This is a genomic window from Nostoc sp., from assembly GCF_036917315.1.
In the GTDB taxonomy this organism is placed as follows: domain Bacteria; phylum Cyanobacteriota; class Cyanobacteriia; order Cyanobacteriales; family Nostocaceae; genus Nostoc.
This window is the reverse complement of the sequence record NZ_JBALDR010000031.1, coordinates 1-19,618: the sequence shown is the minus strand read 5'-3', so window position 1 is coordinate 19,618 and position 19,618 is coordinate 1. Positions and strand designations below refer to the sequence as shown.

Below are 19,618 nucleotides of genomic sequence, written 5' to 3'. Positions count from 1 at the left end.
AAAACGGTGTCTTTAAATAAGTTAGAGAATATATGGCTAAAAAGAGCATGATTGAGCGCGAGAAAAAGCGCACTAGGTTGATAGAAAAGTATGCTGACAAGCGGGAAGCTCTTTTAGAAGAGTTCAGAAGTGCAGCATCTCCTTTGGATAAGCTAGAAATCCACCGGAAGATTCAACAGCTACCCCGGAATAGTGCGCCCACCCGCCACCGCAACCGTTGCTGGTTGACTGGTCGTTCTAGAGGTGTTTACCGCGATTTTGGGTTGTCTCGGAACGTACTACGAGAATGGGCGCATGAAGGTCTTTTACCTGGAGTTGTTAAGTCTAGTTGGTAGTCAAGAGTCATTAGTCATTAGTCATTAGTCATTGGTAAAGAACAAATGATAAAGGACAAATGACAAATGACAAAATATTATTGACCACAACACTTATCAATTCCCAGACTTTCTAAGAGTAGATCGCTGACGGCGTTAGCGATCGCAAACTCTCCGTAGAAGCTATTGGAAAAATCATAGGACTGCATCTCTGTGACAATGGCAATTACCAGAGAACCAAGGTCGTTTTCTCCTTCCATCCGTTGACGCACAAAAATCTGTGCGGCTCGTTGGGCAATATTTTGGTTGACTGCTTCGGGGATAAATTCTGTATCTAGCCACCGTTGTAAGCGTTCTCGTAACCATTCACCTTCGAGTAGAGGGTTTTCGGGCGGTGGTAGGGTGATGGGTGGAATTGGTTGAGTCATTTTTTTTTAACGCAGAGGGACGCGGAGGGAAACGCAGAGGAACGCTAAGGTTGACTGTTAGCATCAAATTGCGTTTCTCTAGTGTTTTTTTATTATTTATTTATGCAATATGATATCGCCGCTATTGTTGAGGGCTATGCACAAGGCTATTTTCTCATGGCTGATGAACGCGATCGCTTGAGTTGGTACGGAAGTCGCGATCGGACTTTTATTCCTTTGGATGAGCGGTTTCGTTACCCCAAGTCTTTGCAGCGCGTTTTGAATCAAGAACGGTTTACTGTGGCGATTAATCGGGACTTCCAAGCTGTGGTGGCTGGGTGTGCTGACAGAGAGACAACTTGGATTTCACCGGAATTGGCAAAGATTTATTCGCTACTTTACCAGAGTGGTTATGCTTATAGTTTTGAAACTTGGCAGGGTGACGAATTAGCTGGGGGAATTTTAGGGATTGTGATTGGTGGGGCTTTTATTGGCGAGTCAATGTTTTACCGCATTCCCGAAGGCTCAAAGGTGGCGATGGTTAAGTTGGTGGAAAGATTGCGTCAGAGGAAATTTGTGTTTTTTGATGCCCAAATGATGAATCCCCATTTGGAAAGGTTTGGGGCTTATCGGGTTGAGGATAAAAAATATCAATCTTTACTTCAGCAAGCGTTGCAACGTGCTTGTAAGTTAGTCTAATTTGAGAGAAAAGCCGGATGTAAATGTTACTGATGTATTAATGGCGGAAATGAAGGTATTGCCATAAAAAATGTTTTAATCATTACAATAGCGATCGCGCCCATTTTGTTTGGCATCGTACAGTGCTTTATCTGCTGAAGCAATGAGTGTGTCTGGCCTAATGTTCCAAATAGGTATGCGAGAGGTAATTCCTAAGCTAACGGTGATAATATTCTTGACATCAGACTGTAGATGGGGAATAGCCAGAGCATGAATTGCTTGCTGAATACTTTGCGCTACTTTAATCGCTCCCGCTAAGTCAGTATTGGGCAAGAGTACCAAAAATTCTTCTCCACCGTAACGCGCCACTAAATCGGCAGGACGACGAATTGTCTGTTGCACTGTTTGCGCTATCCTCATTAGACAATCATCGCCTGCAAGATGACCATAGTAATCGTTGTAAAGTTTGAATTTATCAACATCAAACATAATCAGTGACAGGGGTTGTTGTTCTCGTGCAAGGCGTTTCCATTCTGCTTTCAGTCGTGCGTCAAAGCAACGACGGTTAGCCAGCTGAGTCAAGCCATCTAAATTTGCCAGTTGTTCTAGTTTCTGATTTGCATCTTGCAGAGCCAATTCAATTTGTTTTCGTCCAGTGATGTCGCGTATGGTAATAGCAAAACCATCATCTAGTTTGACTGCAACAAAGTGATACCAGCAAGAATTGCCTAATGGATGGTAAAAATCTCGTTTTAAAGCTTCTCCCGTTTCGACAAGATTAACGAAGCGATTAAAGAGTTCTGGTTCTAGATGAGCTAAGAATTCTTTGAATAGTAATTTGCCAATCATCTCTTCACATTTGCTTCCGAAGGCTCTAGCAATGACAGGATTGATAACTAAGCAACGAAAATCCTCAATGTATCCGGTTACAGGGTTGCGGACAGCTTGCATCGCGGCTATACCATCTAGCGAACTATTCAAAATACTGGCTAGCATTGCCCTAGACTGATACAGTATCTCTTCTGTTTCCCTACGCTTAATATTTTCTTGTTCTAGAAGCCGTTGCTGGCGTTGAATGGTTAATTGATTTTCTAGACGCGCTACAACTTCTTCCATCTGAAAGGGTTTAGTGATGTAGTCTATGCCCCCTGACTCAAAGGCTATCACTTTATCGAACACATCATCTAAAGCACTAATAAAAATAACGGGAATGGTGCGTAGAACTTCATCCGCTTTCAGAGTTCTACAAACTTGATAGCCATCCATTTCTGGCATCTTAATATCTAAAAGAATGATGTCTGGTTGCTTGGCCTTTACTGTTTTTAGTGCCATCCGTCCACTTGTGACACTGCGAACAGTGTAGCCGAGTTTGACCAGACAATCACTTAATAAATGTAAATTTTTGGGATTGTCATCTACTAGGAGAATATTACCTTTATTTTCTTTATCATAATTAAGATTCATTGCTTCTCAGGGGTTCGACTAAATCAACTAATTCCTCAAATTCAAATTGACGAGCAAGTTTTGTTAAATATTTAATTAAAAAAGTTTCTCTTTTGGGAATATCTCTAATTAATTCTATGACACGATTAGTATTTGCTTCTAATGCAGCTTCATAAAATTGATTAATCCATTCTTGAGACATACAAATTAGATTGTTGGATGTTAAAGGATTTTTTTCTATATACTCCAAATTTGAATAATTATTTTTAGCAAATATATATTTGACACCAAGATGTTTGGTTAGTGTGTCAAAAATTGTATGTTCTGCAAAAGGTTTGCGGAGAAAGTCATCACATCCGGCTGAAAGAACGATCGCTTTTTCTTCTTCTAAAACACTTGCCGTCAGAGCAATTATAGCTGTAGCATTTCCCTTTGTAGTGGACTTGATATATTTTGTAGCTTCGTAACCGTCCATGACAGGCATTCGCATATCCATCCAAATCAGGTGGGGTTCCCATTCATTCCAAATAGCGATCGCTTCTTTGCCATTACTAGCTTCTTTCATTTCAAACCCTAACGGTTGTAAAAGTTTAATTAATAATTTGCGATTAATAGGTTTATCATCTACTATTAATAGTTTATATATAGGTTGTCCTGGTGCAAGTTCTAATACTTTTGGGTGTACTTCTAAAATATTTTTATTGGTTGGTTGACCTAACTTTGCTTGAATATAAAATTTAAAAGTTGTCCCGACTCCTAATTTACTTTCAACAGCAATATCTCCTCCCATTAACTGAATAAACTTGTGACTAATTGCTAAACCTAAACCCGTTCCTTCTTGAGATTCTTTTCCAGCTTGGGCTTGAGAAAAAGCATTAAATATTTTGGGTAATTCTGCGGCTGCAATCCCCACTCCTGTATCGCAGACTTGAAAATCAAGATTGAAAATATCTGTAATTTCTTCACTAGTATTATTTACTGTTAAACTAATTGTTCCTTTTTGAGTAAACTTAATGGCATTAGTAATCAAATTAATTAATACCTGCCGGAGTTTTAACTCATCTGTGCAAATATAGCATGGGACATTTTCACTACGTTGAAATATTAAATTTAAGCCTTGATTACTTGCTTGTAAGTGTAGCATATCTTCTAAGTCATCTAGCAAGCGATATAGATCGAAGTCTCTAGGATTAAGAGTAGTTTTACCCGCTTCTATTTTTGATAAATCGAGAATATTATTGATGAGCGTTAGTAAATAATCACCACTGTGATAAATGATCCCGGCATTTTCATAATGCTCGGCAGGCAAGTTTTTAGCGCGTAACATTAACTGAGAAAAACCTAGAACAGCATTGAGGGGCGATCGCAACTCATGACTCATATTGGCAATAAATAAACTTTTAGCTTGATTTGCTACTTCGGCTTTGTCTTTAGCAATGGCTAATTCTGCTGTTCTCTCTTGTACCCGTTGTTCCAAAGTTTCCAAAGATGTTTGTAACTGAAGTGCCATGTTATTAAACGATTTTGCCAGTTGACCTATTTCGTCTTTTGATTTATTTTTGGCGCGGATATCTAAGTTACCTGCGGTAAACTGGAAAACTATATTGGTAAGGTGAATTATTGGATTTGTTAGCAGTTGCCCAATGACAAAAGCGATGATTGTCACTACTCCAGCGATAAATGCAAATAGAAAAATTGTGTCACGAATTTGCTTTTCTACAGGTGCTAGGGCAACGGCAAGGGGTCGTGCAAACAACACAGACCAAGGTTTATATTGCAAACGAGCGATCGCAATCAGATTAACCCAATCGCCTGTTGCTTCCAAGGATGCAATTAAATACGACTGTTTATTATCCAATGCTTGTTTAAGTTTTGACTCATTAGTTGCCAATTCTTTGAGAGAAGAATTAGGCAAACGACCTTCCTGTTGCAGTTGAGTTACAACATCATCAGGCAGAGGCACAATTGATTTAAAAAGTAGTTCTGGTGCAGTACTATGTGCCAGATAAATATTATTGTCATCTAAAAGAATCGCAAAAGATTTTGCCCCGGCTCGTTCAGTTTGTCGAGTTACTAACTGCTGAACAACAGTAGCATTATATGAAACACGCAATATACCTAATATATCTCCCTTGGCATTGCGAACCGGACTACTAAAAAAGAGGGTAATAAGATCGGGAATTGTCGGCGATCGCTTCATGCTAGAAACAAAAGAAAAACCAGTTTGTAGCGGTTTTTTAAAATAATCTTGAACTGATTCATCTTTGCCAATATTCAGCGTGCGTGTATCCAATACATTTTTACCGTTTAAGTCGAGCAAAGCATACGAGAGAATATTGAGCATATCTTTGCGACTGAGACGGATTAATGTTTCTGTCGCCAATTGCATTTCGGGGCTGCCATCTCGCTGTTTTGGAGTTAGGCTGAGGTAGCGTGCCAAACCTGGTAAAATCGCCTCCACGCGCACGGCATTGAGATTTCCATCAATAAAGGCATCTATTCTGTTAGCAGTTTCGTTAGCCGCCGCAGATAGGGCTTGTCGGGCGTTGTCAGTTAGTGCTTTTTCAGTTGTCTGTTTGTTGACAAATGCCAATAACAGCAACGGAATCAAAGCAACAACGAGAAACGAGGCGATCAACTTTGTACGGATGCCGCCCAAAAAGGAGTGCTGCATAGCTTCAAACTAGGGGGGATTCAAGAAGGAAGAATTAAACAAACTTTTTAGCTCAGGAATACGTGTCATGTTTCCAGAGCGAATAAAAAAGTCTGCATATATCTTGGCAGTTTTGTAAATGGAGTTAGGGTTACTAGATTGAAAATATTTTTGATTTTTACTTAAATCAGTTAGGTCTATTCCCTCCAGTGAGAGAGTATCGATCGGAATTTTTAACGCTTTGCTGACGATAGCTTTTCCTTCCTCAACATTTGCTTTCCAGTAGGTCGAAGCTTGCAGCCATCCTCGCACAAATGCACGAATGTCTTCGGGGCGATCGCGGATTGTCTCACCGCGAAAGATAATTAAATCTAAAATCAAGCCAGGGGTTTGTTTGCTAGTAAATAGGATATTTCCCCCTAATTTCATCGTTTCAGAGAGATAGGGTTGCCAAGTGTGTCCGGCTTGAATAGTATTATTTTTCAAGCGTTGAGGAATTTCTGAAGCCTCTAATTGAACTAAATTCACATCATCACTGGTTAAATTGGCAGTTTTTAACATTTCAGTCACGAAAACTTCGCTAAAACCGCCTAGATTTGCACCCAGCTTTTTACCTTTCAAGTCAGCTACAGTATTAATTTTTGATTGGGCGACTACCACATCTGCTCCTATTGATTCATCTATAACGATCGCGCCTTGTATATCTGGATTTGTGGCACTCAAGATTATAAAATTCCCTAAAGACGATGTAATCCCATCATACTTACCCGCATTGAAGTTTGCTTGTTCCAATTGGGCGTATTGTGTATGAATTAGTTCCACATCTACCCCTTGGGCTTTGAAGAATCCTTTTTTTTGAGCAATGATGCCTGGAAGCTCTCCAACAAAAGATCCAAATATCACTTTCAATGGAGGGCGTTTTACTTCAGTTGGTACTGAAGTATTACAAGCAACTAGTAAACAGGCGGTAATCAGGAAAATACTAATGTATCTGAGCGGTTTAAGCATAGAATTTTTGATGTTTTTTAATTATTGTTAATCAAAGATTCAGCTAAACAAACTAATTGTTTAAATTGAAATTGCCGTGGAAATTTCGTCAGTAATTGTATTCAAGGAGTTTTGGTTGTTGGAATTGCTTCAAAGCGGCTTGAGAATTTAATTCACAGGTATTGTTTTGCAGCCGCCCCAACAAGGTATTATGGTTCAAATCAATGAAAAAGACTGTAATTGCAAAGAGAGCGATCGCTCTTTTCCACTGTTATATTAGTCTTTAAATAATCCCGTACCCAATCACAACTGTATTTCAGTAGGTTGAGATGGAGAATTTGTTCTAAATCCCACAGAATCACAAGTTGGTCATCTCCGCCAGAGGCAAGGGTTTTACCATCGGGGCTAAAGGCAACACTCCAAATAGTTGCGCTTCCGGCTGTGAATGTTTTGAGCAGCGTTCCATGTTTTGTCCATCAAGGCTAAGAGGTTGTTTGAAAAGTGGTTAGCTGTGATAAAAGCACATCTCGATCCCCCCTAGCCCCCCTTAAAAAGGGGGGAAACTTCTTAAAGTCCCCCAATTTATCGGGGGATTTAGGGGGATCTAAAACTTTTTGCTACCAACAACAAGATTTTTCAAACATCCTCTAAAGGCAACTCGCCACACCGCAGATTTGTGCCCTTTGAAGATGGTTGACAATTTACCATCGATCGTCCAAAGACGGATAGCGCCATCAATACCGGCAGGGACTATCCGGGCTGAAGCGGACACTTTGTATCGTTGCAGTATGTGGCAATACGGTTCAGTTAAGGCTAAAACTCTGCTACCAAAGTCAATTTTTTAACGAACCGCCAAGGCGCAGAGGACGCAGAGAGAAAGCAGATGCGATCGCCCGTACCTCACTTAGTGATGCTTGTCGATCGGCGTAAAGTGTTGTGAACCCCAAGACAATAACTGCTAGTAGGGCCAAACTTACCCCTAGCAGGAGGCGTCGCTGAAGGCGGGCGCTCTTTTGTTCGCTCGCCAATCGCGCTTCCATTTCTTTGAGCCGTTCTACTTCCATTTTTTGCTGGACTTCCCGACGCTCCAATTCTTGGCTGGCTGCTAAAAATCGATAGTCCAAATCGCTGAGACTTTGACGCTGAGTCCAGTCCAAAACCTCTTGTAAGGCATTACCCCGCAGTAGGCGTGACTCATCTTGAAAGCCCGATGCTACCCAAGCATTGAATGGCTGTGAATAAGGGCGCAGATTGTTTAACTGCTTTAACACCCATTCAGCATTAAAAATACTGCGGTAGATGGGATTTTTAATTCTGAGATAGCCGTTGTGTTTCTCGACTAATCCCGATAGTAAAAGCTCCGTCTGTTCTCGACTATCATCGGTAGGCACGGGAGATATTGCAGGTAGAAGATGCAAAAAGTCGCTAGTGTCTTTCCTTTTTGCATCTCCCCGTCCCCCCATCCCCCCATCTTCTATTTCCTCGGCTTGCAAAACCTGCTGATAAAGACTCAATAACCGTCCAGCTTGTTGTTGGTTGAAAAGTAGGCGATCGCGAATCGTGCGGAGGTGTTCGGGTTCATCTTGTGATTCCCAGTGTTGGATAATGTGCGATCGCACTAATTCTTCTACCCAATACGCCTCAGTTTTTGGGGGTAGAAAAATTTTCCGCTCTGATGTCTTTAAGGCAGTTTGGAGAATTAATTGACAGAGTTTTTGAGTGAGAAACGGTTGTCCTCCTGTCCAATAGATCGCCTCTTGCAGCACAACTTCTGGTTGACTGATTGCTCCTTTTAATCCGTTTAGCAATGGGCTAGCTTCATGCAATCGAAAGCCGTATAACTCTATAGCTGTCCCAATGTTAAAAGGTGTTCGGCGTTTGTCAGCAATTAAGTCAGATGGACTGGCGACTCCAAACAATGCAAATCCCAGGCGTTGAAAATTTGGATCGTGTGCCTGCTGATTGTAGCAATGACGAATCCAGGCAAAAAAGTCATTGACCGGAAAATTCAAACTCAGCAAACTATCAATTTCATCAATTAAAATAAAAATGCCTTTAATTTCGCCGCCTTCAGAATCGCTCTTGACATTTGGCAGCAATACTTCCTCAACAAACTGGTGTAGCTTTTGTACAGGAGAAAGACCTGTTTGCATATTCCACCATTGCTTAAAGTTGACGTGTTCCGCCAGATTTAACCCGTAGAATATGCTGACAATGATTCCTTTATACCACTGTGCTGATGTGGTATCCTCGCTACCCAATTGCGTTACGTCTAAGTAAACACATTTATAGCCTTCTGACTTGAGACGACGACTTATTCGCTGTAGTAGGGATGATTTACCCATTTGGCGAGAGTTGAAGACGTAGCAAAAATCACCATTTTTCAGACTGTTATAAAGTTTTTCGTCTGCTTGACGCACAACATAAGTGGGATCGTCACTGTGGAGGCTACCGCCAACTTGGTATCTCATGGGCAAAGTGTGATTAGAAAAGGAAGGATAAAGATGGAGTCAGAATTCAGAATTCAGGATTCAGAATACTATATCCATGCCACACTATCCCGTTCGTGACGCTTTGCGAACAACCCCCACCTTATGAGTACATTAAAGCTGGGGACTTCCGCGACAGGTTATAATCCGCCAAATTTATCAAAGCAATTTCGTCTTTGTCTAACCATCGCTAACCTTGACCCGGAAAACATGGCAGATTACTTGAATAAGTACCAAAAGTCTGATAGGAAAACCATACTAATGAGAATTTGGACTACTACTGCTGTGCTAGCTGCTTTTTGGCTAATATCTGGGGTCATCGGTTCTAAGCCAATCAACGCTACTTCTGTTTTGGTAGAAAATGGCATATCATCTCCAGCGCCAACGAATGCAAAACAGATTACTGTCAGTAACACCGAGTTTGGTCTGAAGAGAGTTGATTCCAAAGGAAACGTTATCATTTTCCAGACAACAAGAGTGCCACTTCAGGAAGGAAACACCTACGGGTGGCGGATTAAACTCAAAAACTACCAAGGTGAAGTGAAATGGCGTGAAGTCTTGTATTTACCAAAACCTCCAGAAACTTGGGGTACAGATAATGGTGAAGATTTCTCAATATCAGCAGACGGGAAGACATCTGTAACACGGCGTACACAGTCGGCTCCAGAAGGTGTAATTGAGAATTTTTGGACAATCGCCCCTGGCGATCCAGTCGGTAAACATAGAATAGAAGTCTATATTGATAACCGTTTGATCGGTACTTTCCAGTTTGAAGTTATTCCAGTTAAGTAGAGATGAAGGGCATTGGGCACATGAGGCACATGAGGCAGAGGGGCAGAGGGGCAAAGGGGGAAAACTGACTGTAACTTCCTTCTTACTTTCCTGCTCCCCTGCTCCCCTGCTCCCCTGCTCCCCTGCTCCCCCGGTTACTGAGCGCAGTCGAAGTATGCTCCCCATCCTCCCCTAAAACTGAGGAGTATCTTAGAAATAGAAGTTTAATTTTTGTTAGGTGGCGATCGTGAATACAGAAGAATTCCTGCGATTGATCGAAAAACAGCGCCCATGTCCTCAGACACTACCAAAAGGGCTGCAAGCAATGTGGTATGACAATAAAGGTGATTGGAACAAAGCTCATGAAATAGTTACAGATGCCAGCGATGCTGACAGTGCTTGGGTTCATGCTTATCTGCACCGCAAAGAAGGCGATTTGAAAAATGCCCATTACTGGTATCAACGCAGTGGTCAGCCAGAATTTTCAGGAGAACTAAGCCAAGAATGGGAACAAATAACTTCTGTATTGCTAAAGAAGGTGAACGTGACGCATGAATGCTGAAGAATTAAAAAGGCGTTTTGCCGCAGGAGAAAGATATTTTCCAGCCGTCAACTTGAGTAGTAACAAGCTGATTGGAGCCGATTTGCCTGGAATTAATTTATGGGGATCTGACTTGAGTGGAGTTAACTTAGCTAAAGCTAAACTCTGGGGAGCAGATTTGAGTAGTACTAATTTAGCCAAAGCAAATTTGACCAGAGCTAATTTGAGCGGTGCCAATCTGAATGAAGCAAATCTTCGAGGAGCAAAACTCAACTATGCCAAGTTGTATGGAGCGAATCTAACTGGCGCTTACTATGATGAAAGTACGCGGTTTTCTAGAGGTTTTGACCCCATCAGTAGAAATATGCGGAAGGTGTAGGAAGCAGGGGAGCAGCACTTCGGCTACGCTCTGTTACCGAGGAGAAGTTGCAGTAAGTTTCTCCCCTCTGCCCCTCTGCCCCTCTGCCCCTCTGCCCCTCTGCCTCTCTGCCCCTCTGCCCCTCTGCCCAATCCCCAATCCCCTTTAAATAACTGAAAAATGTTGATGTGAACCATCCAACACAGACGATATCAACATTTGTTCAAAGACTTTGGAAAGAGCAGTTTGAAAACGCTGACGGTGTTTGATTTTGAAAAAAGGTCGAACTATTTCTGCGTAGGCGTAGCCCGCACTTCGGCTCCTTTCGACTTCGCTACCTCGGCTCCCTTCGACTGCGCTCAGGGCAAGCCGCTCGGCACTAGTCAAGGCAAGTCGCTCTGTTACCGCCGAAGGTATCGCACCGTTGCTTTCTCTATTATCAACAACTCGAATTGCCCGCAGAGTTCCAAGCTGGATTTCTTTTTTTACCATCAACTCAGAAATTCCAGTTGCACCTACGCCATTTTCAATCGCGGCTTTTGCCATCTCACCACTGGTGAACACTAAAATTACATTCAGTTCGCTGAGGTTGATCCCCCAATTTTGCAACGCTTCCTCAAACCTTTGCTGTGTTCCAGATTCCCGCACCCGCATCACCCACGGAGTCTGAGTTAGTTGGCTTAAATCAACTTCTCCCCACTCAAACCAAGGGTGTTTTTGACCAACCACAATTTGCAAGCGATCGCTAGCTACTATTTCATAGTCTAAAGTATTCTGAAGGGCTGGCTTCACATCTCCTTCCACCAAACCTAAATCAAACTGTCCCATCGCTGTACCGACACAAATCGTTTCTGCATTGGCTAGGGTACAGTCAATCTGGATACCAGGATATTGGCTCTTAAACTCACTAATCTTACTTGGTAGCCAGTAGTTGCCAATTGTCAGACTTGACCCTAATTTCAATTCACCCCGTTGCAGATTGTTCAATTCTCGCAATCCCCTTTCTGTTAAGGAAACTTGATCGAGAATTTTCTGCGCTTCCACTTGCAGTAATTTACCCGCCTCAGCAATCTCGATATGGCGACCAATCCGATGAAATAGTTTCACTCCGTATTCTTGCTCTAAGTTGTGAATCGCTGCACTGACGGCAGGTTGTGTAATATAAAGCTCCTCGGCTGCGCGAGTAAAGTGTAAGTTCTGCGCCACAGCCAGAAATATTTTTAGCTGCTCAAGCGTCATTCCTGCCATTTATCGTATCCCTAAGACTTGATGTCAAAATTTTAATCACTTTCATTTATCATTTTGACAAATAAAAGCATTTGATTCTATCGGTTAATTTGACTAAAGTATAAATCAAAGCTTCGGCACGGACTCAAACGGCCAAGTAGAGAGCAGGGGGAGATGAGGGAGAGTAACCAATGCCCCATGCCCAAGCATGAAAATAAGGACATCAACGAAATGAACGATTTAGTAACTGCAATTACCACAGGGATTACCGCATTCACTGCCACCAACATCGATGATATTGTCATTCTGACGTTGTTTTTTTCACAAATAAGTAAAACGTTTCGCAGTCGTCACATCCTTGCTGGTCAGTATCTCGGTTTTGCAGCATTGATCGTTGCTAGTCTTCCTGGTTTCTTCGGTGGACTAATTATACCGCAGGACTGGATTAGACTACTTGGGTTAATGCCAATAATCATTGGTATGAGCAGTTTACTAAAACGCGAAGAGGATTCACCAGAGGAAGCCGAAGAAGATACCGAGCCATCTTGTCCCTCTATAGTTAGTAGTTTTCTCTCTCCGCAAACTTGCAATGTAGCCGCGATCGCTTTTGCTAATGGCAGTGATAATATCAGCGTTTACGTGCCCCTGTTTGCCAACTCAGAATTAGATAGTCTGCTGGTGATTATAAGTGTATTCTTTACCCTAGTGGGTGTATGGTGTTATACCGCTTACAAGTTAACCTACTTGCCTGCGATCGCCAACTTTTTAACTGAAAATGGCAACACTTTTGTCCCTTGTATATTGATTGGTTTGGGCGTGTTTATTGTCACAGAAAATGTTACTTGGACTCTTTTATCTGTAGTTTCTAGTTATATATTCTCATTAATCTTAGGTTTGACTACTCAGCCGTCGAGTGAAGAACAAGAAAAATTAAGTGTCTAATAAAGAGGTGCATCATCAATTTTCTGAGCAAAATGAATTCTAAACTGGAAAATATCTTACCCATCAACAGGAATCAAAACATGAAAATCTGGAAATCTCTGCTAATTGTCTTAATGATTGTCGCTAATCTAGCCTTTGCTCAACCTTCTTTTGCTGATAGACCAAAATTTAGCAAAAACCCTGATTACATCGAAGTCACTAAAGCACTTAAGCAACTCTCGCAGACAAAAGATACTCAAACTCAAGTTGAAGGTCTGACACCAGAAGAAATTAAAACAAGAACCGAGGAATTAACACTGCAAAAATATGCTTTAGAGACGGGAATCAATTGGGGTCAATGCAGCAACCAAACAGGTAATACCATAGCGGTATATGGTAAAAGACCAAATGATGATGAAGATGAAGATGCAGTATACGAGAATGGTCTATATTTTCTAGCTGATGGTCAATCCACTAAAAATAACTGGGATTGTGATGGCATCTATCTACCGAATGATGTCCAGGTAGAAAATTTCACTTCTAGTCCTAATGGGCAAGGTGAAGAATTGACAGGATCGGCGGCTCTGAAGATCCTTGATGGAACTCAGTTGGTAATTAAGAGGAATCCAGATACTGCTGCGATTGAATTGAATGTCCCGACTGTAAAAGTTATAGACAGCAAAGAGGCTAACTGGTTTATCCCAGATATATCGCAGGATCTCATAAATACACGAGTTCCTAATGCGCCTAGCAATCAGTCTTGAAATAGAACTGCATAGTCTATTTTTGAATGATTGTTCTGAATTTAAATAGGGTAACAGCCAAAATCAGAGAAAAACAGGACAAACACTGGTGAAACATCTCTCCGATCTTGGCTATTTTTTTTGAATTTATCTATCCTCAATTTTAGGCTTGTTTTATTTTCATATCTGCATTAAGATAAATTTTGTAAAAAATGTACAATCACAACAGGCATATTTCAGTAGCGCAACTATTGCGCTGGGTGCAAGTAATCTGGAAAGAGATTTCCTACTACCTCCGCATTTTTTTGATAAGAGCCGCTTTGGGGATAAGGGTGTTATTGATGCAGTTAAAATTGAAACCTACAGAAGAAGAAAAAGATAAAAAAAAGCCAGGACGACTGAATCCGTCCAGAATCCGAGATCACTTGGCAAATGAGCGTACCTACCTCGCTTGGATGCGGACAGGGATTGCTCTTTTAGGTTTTGGTGTCGTCATCGTGCGTTTGCGTGCCTTCCATGTACCTTTAGTACCTCGTCCCGGTAACGGCTGGAAGTTAGGTTTAGTTTTCTCGCTAGTGGGTTTAATTACGGTGTGGCTTTCAACGTCACACTATTTCGCTGTCCGTCGTGATATCGAAGAAGATACTTACGAACCAACAGACAGATGGGTATTGCTGTTCAGTCTCGCTGTGATGATTCTCGGAACTGGGGTAATCTATTTTGTTTTTACAACTTCTTTAGATCCAATGAGTCCAGTTATCCCTGAGTAATAGTATTTTTAAAACCGCACCTTATACACCTCGAATAATTCCCCTGATTTGTGCGTTACAACTTTAGCACCAGCTGCCTTAATCGTTTTTTCCCACTTAGCCAAAGGCTCTAAAAACACCTCAGCCCCTAAATAGGTTTCCAGAACTGCCCAATCTTCTGCTAAAGGCTGTTCTGGATTGAGAACGTCAAATACAAAATGTCCACCTGGCTTTAACACCCGTTTGACTTCTGCTAGTACAGCATCCCAATATTCAAGGGGAAAATAGCAGCTAAATCCGGTGGCGATCGCTAAATCAAATTGCTCTGATGGATAGTTTAACTGATGAGCTGCTCCCAACTCAACCCCTTTGAACAGCTTAGAATTCAACTGGGGCCCGCGAGAATTCAGGGTATCGCGTGCCACGTTACTGATTTCTTGCCCATGAAAAAATGCTTGCCAATCCCGCCAAGGATAGATTAAAAAGCTGATACCACAGCCGATATCTATACAGTGTTGGTTCTTTTTAGGTTCAGCAACTTCCCAAAAAGGGGAAGCAATTCTACTTGAGAAACTACCTCCAATCCACTCGCGGAATATCGGCATCGCCTGTACTTCTGCTGGGAGTTCAAAGGTTTCACGTTGATACTCTCGGTTAAAGCGATAGGCTATTTGGGCTAATCTTTCGTCCCAGTTGCTTGATTTGGGTGAACTAAAGAGATTTTGAAACTGAGAATCGGACTTTTTAGACATTTAGGTTTTTGCTACTCTTTCTAAGAATTGTAGTCAAATTCGCTTTGCGATCGCCTACAGAGCGCGGGTACGTCATCGCACCCCCATCCAATCTCCTGCTAAGAGGTTGTTTGAAAAGTGGTTAGCTGCGATCAAAGCACATCTCGATCCCCCCTAGCCCCCCTTAAAAAGCAGGGAAACTTCTTAAAGTCCCCCAATTTATCGGGGGATTTAGGGGGATCTAAAACTTTTTGCTACCAATAACAAGATTTTTCAAACATCTTCTAAGGTTTGTCCGAAGTCATTGGTACTAATGACAAATGACCAATGACTTCGGACAAATGACTAATGACTGCTACTCAACTTTTTCATACCAGATACCTACTTTCTCAAAAGCACCATAAGCAAGCTTCAGAAAATTCACTATTCTCTGTTTTCCAATTATCCCAAATTCTTTATATTCTCTAGCCTCTGCAAAAGTTAGGCGATTTTGGTCAATTATGTTTCTTTCTCTGTATGCTAACTTCGGAAAATCTATAACTTTTATCTGATATTTATTTACTATGTTTTGATAGTTGGAGTCTGAGTCTAGATGCTCCCAATCATCACACAGCCCTAAATTTCTTACCAGAATATGAGGGATTTTGTCACCGTAAGTATTCACTGACTGAGCAAACAGGTTGATGCTGTCGTATCCTCCTGTCGATACAAACCATTTGCAAAACAGAACTCCCTGCGAACTTCCTAGTTCAAGTAATTGATTAGATTCAATCCACCCTTGCACTGCTCTATGCGATTGTGCTGCTAAATTCACAATTACTGGCTTCTCTATCGCCCACTCAAATATTCTATCTGCCTTATTTGCCTGTCGTTCATTCTCGCTAAACACAGCATATTTACATATCTCTTTATATACCCCTGCGACATCTGGATTCGATCTATCTGTCTCCACTGGTACAAATGGGATTCTCTTATCCAGACAATACTGAATCATTGTTCTGGCAAAGAGAGATTTTCCTACTCCGCCTTTTTCACCATCCACAAAATGAATCGTCGGCATTACAGCCACCTCTAATAGTTATTAAAGTCTGATATGTCTTTCCCAAACTAAGAACTTTTTGGCCATTGCCCCCAAGTATTTTGATGGTTTTATGAGAAAGTATAGCCGTGATTTGGATATATTCCAACAGTCTCATTTTACACAGGCAAAGTCAGTCTCGCGGACTCAGACAAAACAAGAGGCTTAAGCTCCTTGTTGTAAGTTGATTGAGAACTAAAAACCGAAAATTTAGGTTTTCAGACATTCTTGACGACAAGAATTAGGAATTTTTAGAATAAATTGCCAAGGGAAGTTGTTTAAAATAAGCCTGGAGTTACTTGCAGATCGACACTATGGCAGAAATTCAGTTGGCGATTGAGGGTAAAGATGCGATCGCAGCAACAGAGGCGCTTTTGGAAATTCCTGGTATATCTGGTAACTATGCAGTGAATTCAGATGCACCGGAAAGAGAAGGAGTAACCGCAACAGTTGCTACCATCGTTGGTATTGTTGGGGGTGCGATCGCTATTGCTGAACAAATCCGCAAGTGGTATCAAGAGTATAAAGCTAAACAGTCTGGTAAAAGAATTGAAAAGGTGTTGATTGTCGGGCGCAATGGTAGGCGACTCCTTTTAGAGGATGCAACCCTGGAAGAGATTCGTCAAATTTTAGAATCGTAGAGACGCGATTAATCGCGTCTGTTTTTACGGAATTGGCGGTGGTAGACTTGGGGTAAATACTGAAGTCTCAAGATTCAAAGCGTGCAAACCCTCCACCTCGACCTTAAGCCGATTAATGAGAATTACGTAGAGTTACGTTATTTTGTTGATAATCCTAATCAGTATGAAAAGCGATCGCTCTGTTTAACAGAAATCGCCGACTTGATTAAGTTGGCGGAACGAGATTATTACGTTTCGTTTTTCCCAGAGGATTATACGGTAACTGGACGGCGGTTGTATAACTGGTTGGATGGGAGCGATCGCATTCTGCAACCCTTGCTAGATAAGCATCGGCGGGAGGGGATTGTGTTAGCGATCGCTACATCTGAAAAACTTGCTCATCTGCCTTGGGAAGTGCTGCACGATGGCAATGGTTTTTTAGTGCAGCGAGTCCCGGCTATTGTCCCGGTGCGGTGGGTGTCGGATAGCACAGTAAAAAAATTGACCATTGACGGGGAAGCAGAAAACCGGGCGCTGCAAGTTTTGTTTATGGCGACTTCGCCGTTGAATGTCGAGCCTGTGCTGGATTTTGAGGGAGAGGAAGCACGGATTTTGGAGGCGACAAAGCGGCAACCTTTAGCCCTGACGGTGGAAGAAAGCGGCTGTTTGTCGGAGTTGGGTTATTTAGTCGATGGTTACGGCAGGGATTATTTTGATGTTTTACACCTGACGGGTCATGCTACTTTACAAGATGGGCAACCCCGCTTTATTACAGAAACGGCAACAGGTGAAGCTTTCTATGCCAGTGCTGGGGATATCGCCCAAGAATTACAATTTCGATTGCCTAAACTCATCTTCCTCTCTGGTTGTCGCACTGGGCAAGCTGGTAATGGCGGTTCTGTGCCGTCAATGGCTGAAGAATTGCTGAAATCTGGTGCAAAAGCGGTTTTGGGTTGGGGTCAAAATGTTTTAGATCCTGATGCTACAGCCGCAGCTGCCGCATTATATGAGGAATTATCAGCCGGAAAGCAAATCATTGAGGCTGTTGCTTGTACTTATCAAGCATTAATTAAGAACAAAGCGCGGGATTGGCATTTATTGCGGCTTTATGCAGCAGGCAATTTACCGAGTTCATTAGTCACACCTTTGCGGACTCGTGGACGTAAACCAGCGCCACTGCATTCTGTTGCTACCCAGTTTTTAGATCCTGCGGGTAAGGTGAAAGTCCCGACGCGAGAGAGTTTTGTTGGTCGTCGTCGTCAATTGCAAAATTGTTTGCGGGTGCTGAGTCAATCCACCGATGAAGTTGGGGTGTTGATTCATGGCATGGGCGGTTTGGGTAAAAGTAGTTTAGCAGCTAGGCTTTGTGACAGACTGCCGAATTTTGAGCGTGTTGTCTGGGTTGGGCGAATCGATGAAGCTAGTTTGGTGAATCGCTTAGTGGAAAAGTTGGATGACAACGAACAACGCAAAAGCTTACAAAATTATGATGAAGAATTGAAGTTTCGGCTGCGGCGAGTTTTCCAGCAGTTGCATGAGGAAGCGAAGCCGTTTTTGTTGGTGCTGGATGACTTTGAAGTGAATTTAGAACCTCGCAATCAGAATTATGTCTTGCAATCAGAAGCAGCAGAGGTAATGAAAGCTTTAGTTTGGGCAATTAGAGAAAATTCCACTTCCCACCGCATCATTATTACCTGCCGTTACGATTTTGAATTTACCCAGTTGCAGCATTTCTATAAACAGCCGTTGGAGGGGATGCGAGGCGCAGATTTGCGAAAAAAGTGTAATCTCCTCACAGCCTTTGGTGCAGAATCTCAGGTGGATGAGGCGTTAAAATCACAAGCGCAGAAGTTAGCGGATGGTAATCCCCGCTTGCTGGAATGGTTGGATAAGATTCTGCAAAATACAACAGTTGATGTGGCGGCAATTTTGAATCGGTTAGCAGCAGATCCGGTGGAGTTGCGAGAGCAAGTTTTGGCAGAGGCGTTGCTGCAACAGATGGATACAACCATGCGGGAGATGTTGTCACGGAGTTTGGTGTTTGAGTTGCCAGTACCAAGGGAAGCTTTAGCCGCAGTTTGTGACACTATCCCCAATTTAGAACATTATATTAGTCGGGCGGTGGCGTTGGGGCTGTTGGAAGTGAGCCATGATCAGGCGTTACGAGTGCCACGTATTTTGCCTGTGCAGTTACCGGAAGATGGGGAAGCTTTGCATAAGCAAGCGGCTGAGGTGCTGTATCGTCTTTGGTGGGAGGAGACGGAAACCACAACTGAGGAACAAGGCTTAGAAATTCATCGGTTGGCGTTGTTGGGTAAACAAGAAAAAAAAGCCGCAGAAATAGCAAGCAGTTTAGTACATCGCTGGTGGCAACAAAGTCGATTCAGGGAAGCAGTGCTGCTGTGCAAATCAACCTTAGAAATTACTCAAGACTATCGTGTTCTCAGGGAAATGGCTTATTGTGAGAGCCAAGTTGGTGAAGTTGATAAGGCACTAGAGCATTATCAACAAGCATTAAATCTTTGTCCCTTAGAAGACAAACAAGAACAAGCATCAATTAGTCACTATTTGGGTATGCTCAAAGCTGATACAGGAGAAATAGAAGAAGCGATCGCCCTTTATCAACAATCCCTTGCTATTAATGAACAAATCGGCAATGTCCAAGGCAAGGCAGCGACGTTGTACTGTTTGGGGAAGATCAAAGCCGATATCGGAGAAATAGAAGAAGCGATCGCCCTTTATCAACAATCCCTTACCATCACTGAACAAATCGGCGATGTCCAAACTAAAGCGGCGACGTTGCACAATATGGGGATAAGCTGTTGCGCCTACAATTTGCATATAATAAAGATGAATATAACTTCGGGTACAGGTTGTTATGCCGGCTATTGGCTTTCTAAGTTTAGAA

20 protein-coding genes are annotated in these 19,618 nt (G+C 42.2%); 10 read left to right on the top strand and 10 right to left on the bottom strand.

Annotation, left to right across the window (positions count from 1 at the left end; all coding sequences use genetic code 11):
• Positions 1 to 32 precede the first annotated feature (32 nt).
• A complete protein-coding gene (rpsN, locus tag V7K84_RS14790) occupies positions 33 to 335 on the top strand; it encodes a 30S ribosomal protein S14 (protein WP_012410383.1) in 303 nt (100 codons plus the stop codon).
• Positions 336 to 412: 77 nt separating this feature from the next.
• Here the strand turns inward: rpsN and V7K84_RS14785 are convergent, their stop codons facing one another.
• Positions 413 to 742: a hypothetical protein gene (locus V7K84_RS14785; RefSeq protein WP_012410384.1), complete on the bottom strand. Its 330-nt coding sequence runs from the start codon at positions 740 to 742 to the stop codon at positions 413 to 415.
• Between the two features lie 102 nt (positions 743 to 844).
• Here V7K84_RS14785 and aat point away from each other — a divergent pair, with 102 nt between their 5' ends.
• On the top strand, positions 845 to 1,420 hold the full coding sequence (aat, locus tag V7K84_RS14780; RefSeq protein ID WP_334839119.1) for a leucyl/phenylalanyl-tRNA--protein transferase: 576 nt from the start codon (positions 845 to 847) through the stop codon (positions 1,418 to 1,420).
• A 75-nt stretch (positions 1,421 to 1,495) separates the two neighbouring features.
• Here the strand turns inward: aat and V7K84_RS14775 are convergent, their stop codons facing one another.
• The 6 genes from V7K84_RS14775 to V7K84_RS14755 form a co-directional block, all read right to left on the bottom strand.
• Positions 1,496 to 2,863: a diguanylate cyclase domain-containing protein gene (locus V7K84_RS14775; RefSeq protein ID WP_334839116.1), complete on the bottom strand. Its 1,368-nt coding sequence runs from the start codon at positions 2,861 to 2,863 to the stop codon at positions 1,496 to 1,498.
• Positions 2,853 to 5,516, bottom strand: a complete 2,664-nt coding sequence (locus tag V7K84_RS14770; protein ID WP_334839114.1) for a hybrid sensor histidine kinase/response regulator — start codon at positions 5,514 to 5,516, stop codon at positions 2,853 to 2,855. The genes V7K84_RS14775 and V7K84_RS14770 overlap by 11 nt, the downstream gene beginning before the upstream one ends.
• 9 nt (positions 5,517 to 5,525) lie before the next feature.
• The gene (locus tag V7K84_RS14765; protein ID WP_334839112.1) at positions 5,526 to 6,503 is read right to left on the bottom strand and encodes an ABC transporter substrate-binding protein; all 978 of its coding nucleotides are present in this window, start codon (positions 6,501 to 6,503) and stop codon (positions 5,526 to 5,528) included.
• A gap of 200 nt (positions 6,504 to 6,703) precedes the next feature.
• Positions 6,704 to 6,940: a WD40 repeat domain-containing protein gene (locus V7K84_RS34290; RefSeq protein WP_442940954.1), complete on the bottom strand. Its 237-nt coding sequence runs from the start codon at positions 6,938 to 6,940 to the stop codon at positions 6,704 to 6,706.
• A gap of 146 nt (positions 6,941 to 7,086) precedes the next feature.
• Positions 7,087 to 7,254 carry a hypothetical protein gene (locus tag V7K84_RS14760; protein WP_334839110.1) on the bottom strand — a complete coding sequence of 56 codons (168 nt, stop codon included), beginning with the start codon at positions 7,252 to 7,254 and terminating at the stop codon, positions 7,087 to 7,089.
• Positions 7,255 to 7,315: 61 nt separating this feature from the next.
• A complete protein-coding gene (locus V7K84_RS14755; RefSeq protein WP_334839108.1) occupies positions 7,316 to 8,953 on the bottom strand; it encodes an AAA-like domain-containing protein in 1,638 nt (545 codons plus the stop codon).
• A 123-nt stretch (positions 8,954 to 9,076) separates the two neighbouring features.
• On the opposite strand from V7K84_RS14755, the gene V7K84_RS14750 reads away from it, so the two are divergent.
• From V7K84_RS14750 to V7K84_RS14740, 3 genes are all read left to right on the top strand, one after another.
• The gene (locus V7K84_RS14750; protein WP_334839106.1) at positions 9,077 to 9,763 is read left to right on the top strand and encodes a hypothetical protein; all 687 of its coding nucleotides are present in this window, start codon (positions 9,077 to 9,079) and stop codon (positions 9,761 to 9,763) included.
• A 226-nt stretch (positions 9,764 to 9,989) separates the two neighbouring features.
• On the top strand, positions 9,990 to 10,304 hold the full coding sequence (locus tag V7K84_RS14745) for a hypothetical protein (protein WP_334839104.1): 315 nt from the start codon (positions 9,990 to 9,992) through the stop codon (positions 10,302 to 10,304).
• Complete coding sequence (locus V7K84_RS14740; protein ID WP_094350904.1) at positions 10,294 to 10,662, top strand: pentapeptide repeat-containing protein; 369 nt, start codon at positions 10,294 to 10,296, stop codon at positions 10,660 to 10,662. The genes V7K84_RS14745 and V7K84_RS14740 overlap by 11 nt, the downstream gene beginning before the upstream one ends.
• 144 nt (positions 10,663 to 10,806) lie before the next feature.
• Here the strand turns inward: V7K84_RS14740 and V7K84_RS14735 are convergent, their stop codons facing one another.
• Positions 10,807 to 11,889, bottom strand: coding sequence for a LysR substrate-binding domain-containing protein (locus V7K84_RS14735; RefSeq protein ID WP_334839102.1), 1,083 nt, complete (start codon positions 11,887 to 11,889; stop codon positions 10,807 to 10,809).
• Positions 11,890 to 12,099: 210 nt separating this feature from the next.
• On the opposite strand from V7K84_RS14735, the gene V7K84_RS14730 reads away from it, so the two are divergent.
• From V7K84_RS14730 to V7K84_RS14720, 3 genes are all read left to right on the top strand, one after another.
• On the top strand, positions 12,100 to 12,810 hold the full coding sequence (locus tag V7K84_RS14730) for a cadmium resistance transporter (RefSeq protein WP_334839100.1): 711 nt from the start codon (positions 12,100 to 12,102) through the stop codon (positions 12,808 to 12,810).
• An 80-nt stretch (positions 12,811 to 12,890) separates the two neighbouring features.
• Positions 12,891 to 13,553, top strand: coding sequence for a hypothetical protein (locus tag V7K84_RS14725; protein ID WP_334839098.1), 663 nt, complete (start codon positions 12,891 to 12,893; stop codon positions 13,551 to 13,553).
• A gap of 191 nt (positions 13,554 to 13,744) precedes the next feature.
• Positions 13,745 to 14,302 (top strand): YidH family protein, encoded by a 558-nt coding sequence (locus V7K84_RS14720; RefSeq protein WP_334839096.1) that lies wholly within the window; start codon positions 13,745 to 13,747, stop codon positions 14,300 to 14,302.
• A gap of 8 nt (positions 14,303 to 14,310) precedes the next feature.
• Here the strand turns inward: V7K84_RS14720 and V7K84_RS14715 are convergent, their stop codons facing one another.
• Positions 14,311 to 15,033: a class I SAM-dependent methyltransferase gene (locus V7K84_RS14715; RefSeq protein WP_334839094.1), complete on the bottom strand. Its 723-nt coding sequence runs from the start codon at positions 15,031 to 15,033 to the stop codon at positions 14,311 to 14,313.
• Between the two features lie 334 nt (positions 15,034 to 15,367).
• Positions 15,368 to 16,072 carry a mobilization protein gene (locus tag V7K84_RS14710; protein WP_334839092.1) on the bottom strand — a complete coding sequence of 235 codons (705 nt, stop codon included), beginning with the start codon at positions 16,070 to 16,072 and terminating at the stop codon, positions 15,368 to 15,370.
• Between the two features lie 332 nt (positions 16,073 to 16,404).
• On the opposite strand from V7K84_RS14710, the gene V7K84_RS14705 reads away from it, so the two are divergent.
• Entirely contained in the window at positions 16,405 to 16,731 is a 327-nt protein-coding gene (locus tag V7K84_RS14705) for a hypothetical protein (protein ID WP_334839090.1), read from the top strand.
• An 81-nt stretch (positions 16,732 to 16,812) separates the two neighbouring features.
• Positions 16,813 to 19,618, top strand: a 2,806-nt coding sequence (locus tag V7K84_RS14700) for a CHAT domain-containing protein (protein WP_334839088.1), incomplete at its 3' end; no start/stop codon positions are given.

Excerpts from the sequence above, each read along its gene's own strand:
- V7K84_RS14740 (WP_094350904.1), top strand. The coding sequence starts at position 10,294 with ATGAATGCTGAAGAATTAAAAAGGCGTTTTGCCGCAGGAGAAAGATAT.
- V7K84_RS14750 (WP_334839106.1), top strand. The coding sequence starts at position 9,077 with ATGAGTACATTAAAGCTGGGGACTTCCGCGACAGGTTATAATCCGCCA.
- aat (WP_334839119.1), top strand. The coding sequence starts at position 845 with ATGCAATATGATATCGCCGCTATTGTTGAGGGCTATGCACAAGGCTAT.
- V7K84_RS14710 (WP_334839092.1), bottom strand. The coding sequence starts at position 16,072 with ATGCCGACGATTCATTTTGTGGATGGTGAAAAAGGCGGAGTAGGAAAA.
- V7K84_RS14755 (WP_334839108.1), bottom strand. The coding sequence starts at position 8,953 with ATGAGATACCAAGTTGGCGGTAGCCTCCACAGTGACGATCCCACTTAT.
- rpsN (WP_012410383.1), top strand. The coding sequence starts at position 33 with ATGGCTAAAAAGAGCATGATTGAGCGCGAGAAAAAGCGCACTAGGTTG.
- V7K84_RS14715 (WP_334839094.1), bottom strand. The coding sequence starts at position 15,033 with ATGTCTAAAAAGTCCGATTCTCAGTTTCAAAATCTCTTTAGTTCACCC.
- V7K84_RS14705 (WP_334839090.1), top strand. The coding sequence starts at position 16,405 with ATGGCAGAAATTCAGTTGGCGATTGAGGGTAAAGATGCGATCGCAGCA.
- V7K84_RS14730 (WP_334839100.1), top strand. The coding sequence starts at position 12,100 with ATGAACGATTTAGTAACTGCAATTACCACAGGGATTACCGCATTCACT.
- V7K84_RS14735 (WP_334839102.1), bottom strand. The coding sequence starts at position 11,889 with ATGGCAGGAATGACGCTTGAGCAGCTAAAAATATTTCTGGCTGTGGCG.
- V7K84_RS14770 (WP_334839114.1), bottom strand. The coding sequence starts at position 5,516 with ATGCAGCACTCCTTTTTGGGCGGCATCCGTACAAAGTTGATCGCCTCG.
- V7K84_RS14775 (WP_334839116.1), bottom strand. The coding sequence starts at position 2,863 with ATGAATCTTAATTATGATAAAGAAAATAAAGGTAATATTCTCCTAGTA.
- V7K84_RS14765 (WP_334839112.1), bottom strand. The coding sequence starts at position 6,503 with ATGCTTAAACCGCTCAGATACATTAGTATTTTCCTGATTACCGCCTGT.
- V7K84_RS14785 (WP_012410384.1), bottom strand. The coding sequence starts at position 742 with ATGACTCAACCAATTCCACCCATCACCCTACCACCGCCCGAAAACCCT.
- V7K84_RS14725 (WP_334839098.1), top strand. The coding sequence starts at position 12,891 with ATGAAAATCTGGAAATCTCTGCTAATTGTCTTAATGATTGTCGCTAAT.
- V7K84_RS14720 (WP_334839096.1), top strand. The coding sequence starts at position 13,745 with ATGTACAATCACAACAGGCATATTTCAGTAGCGCAACTATTGCGCTGG.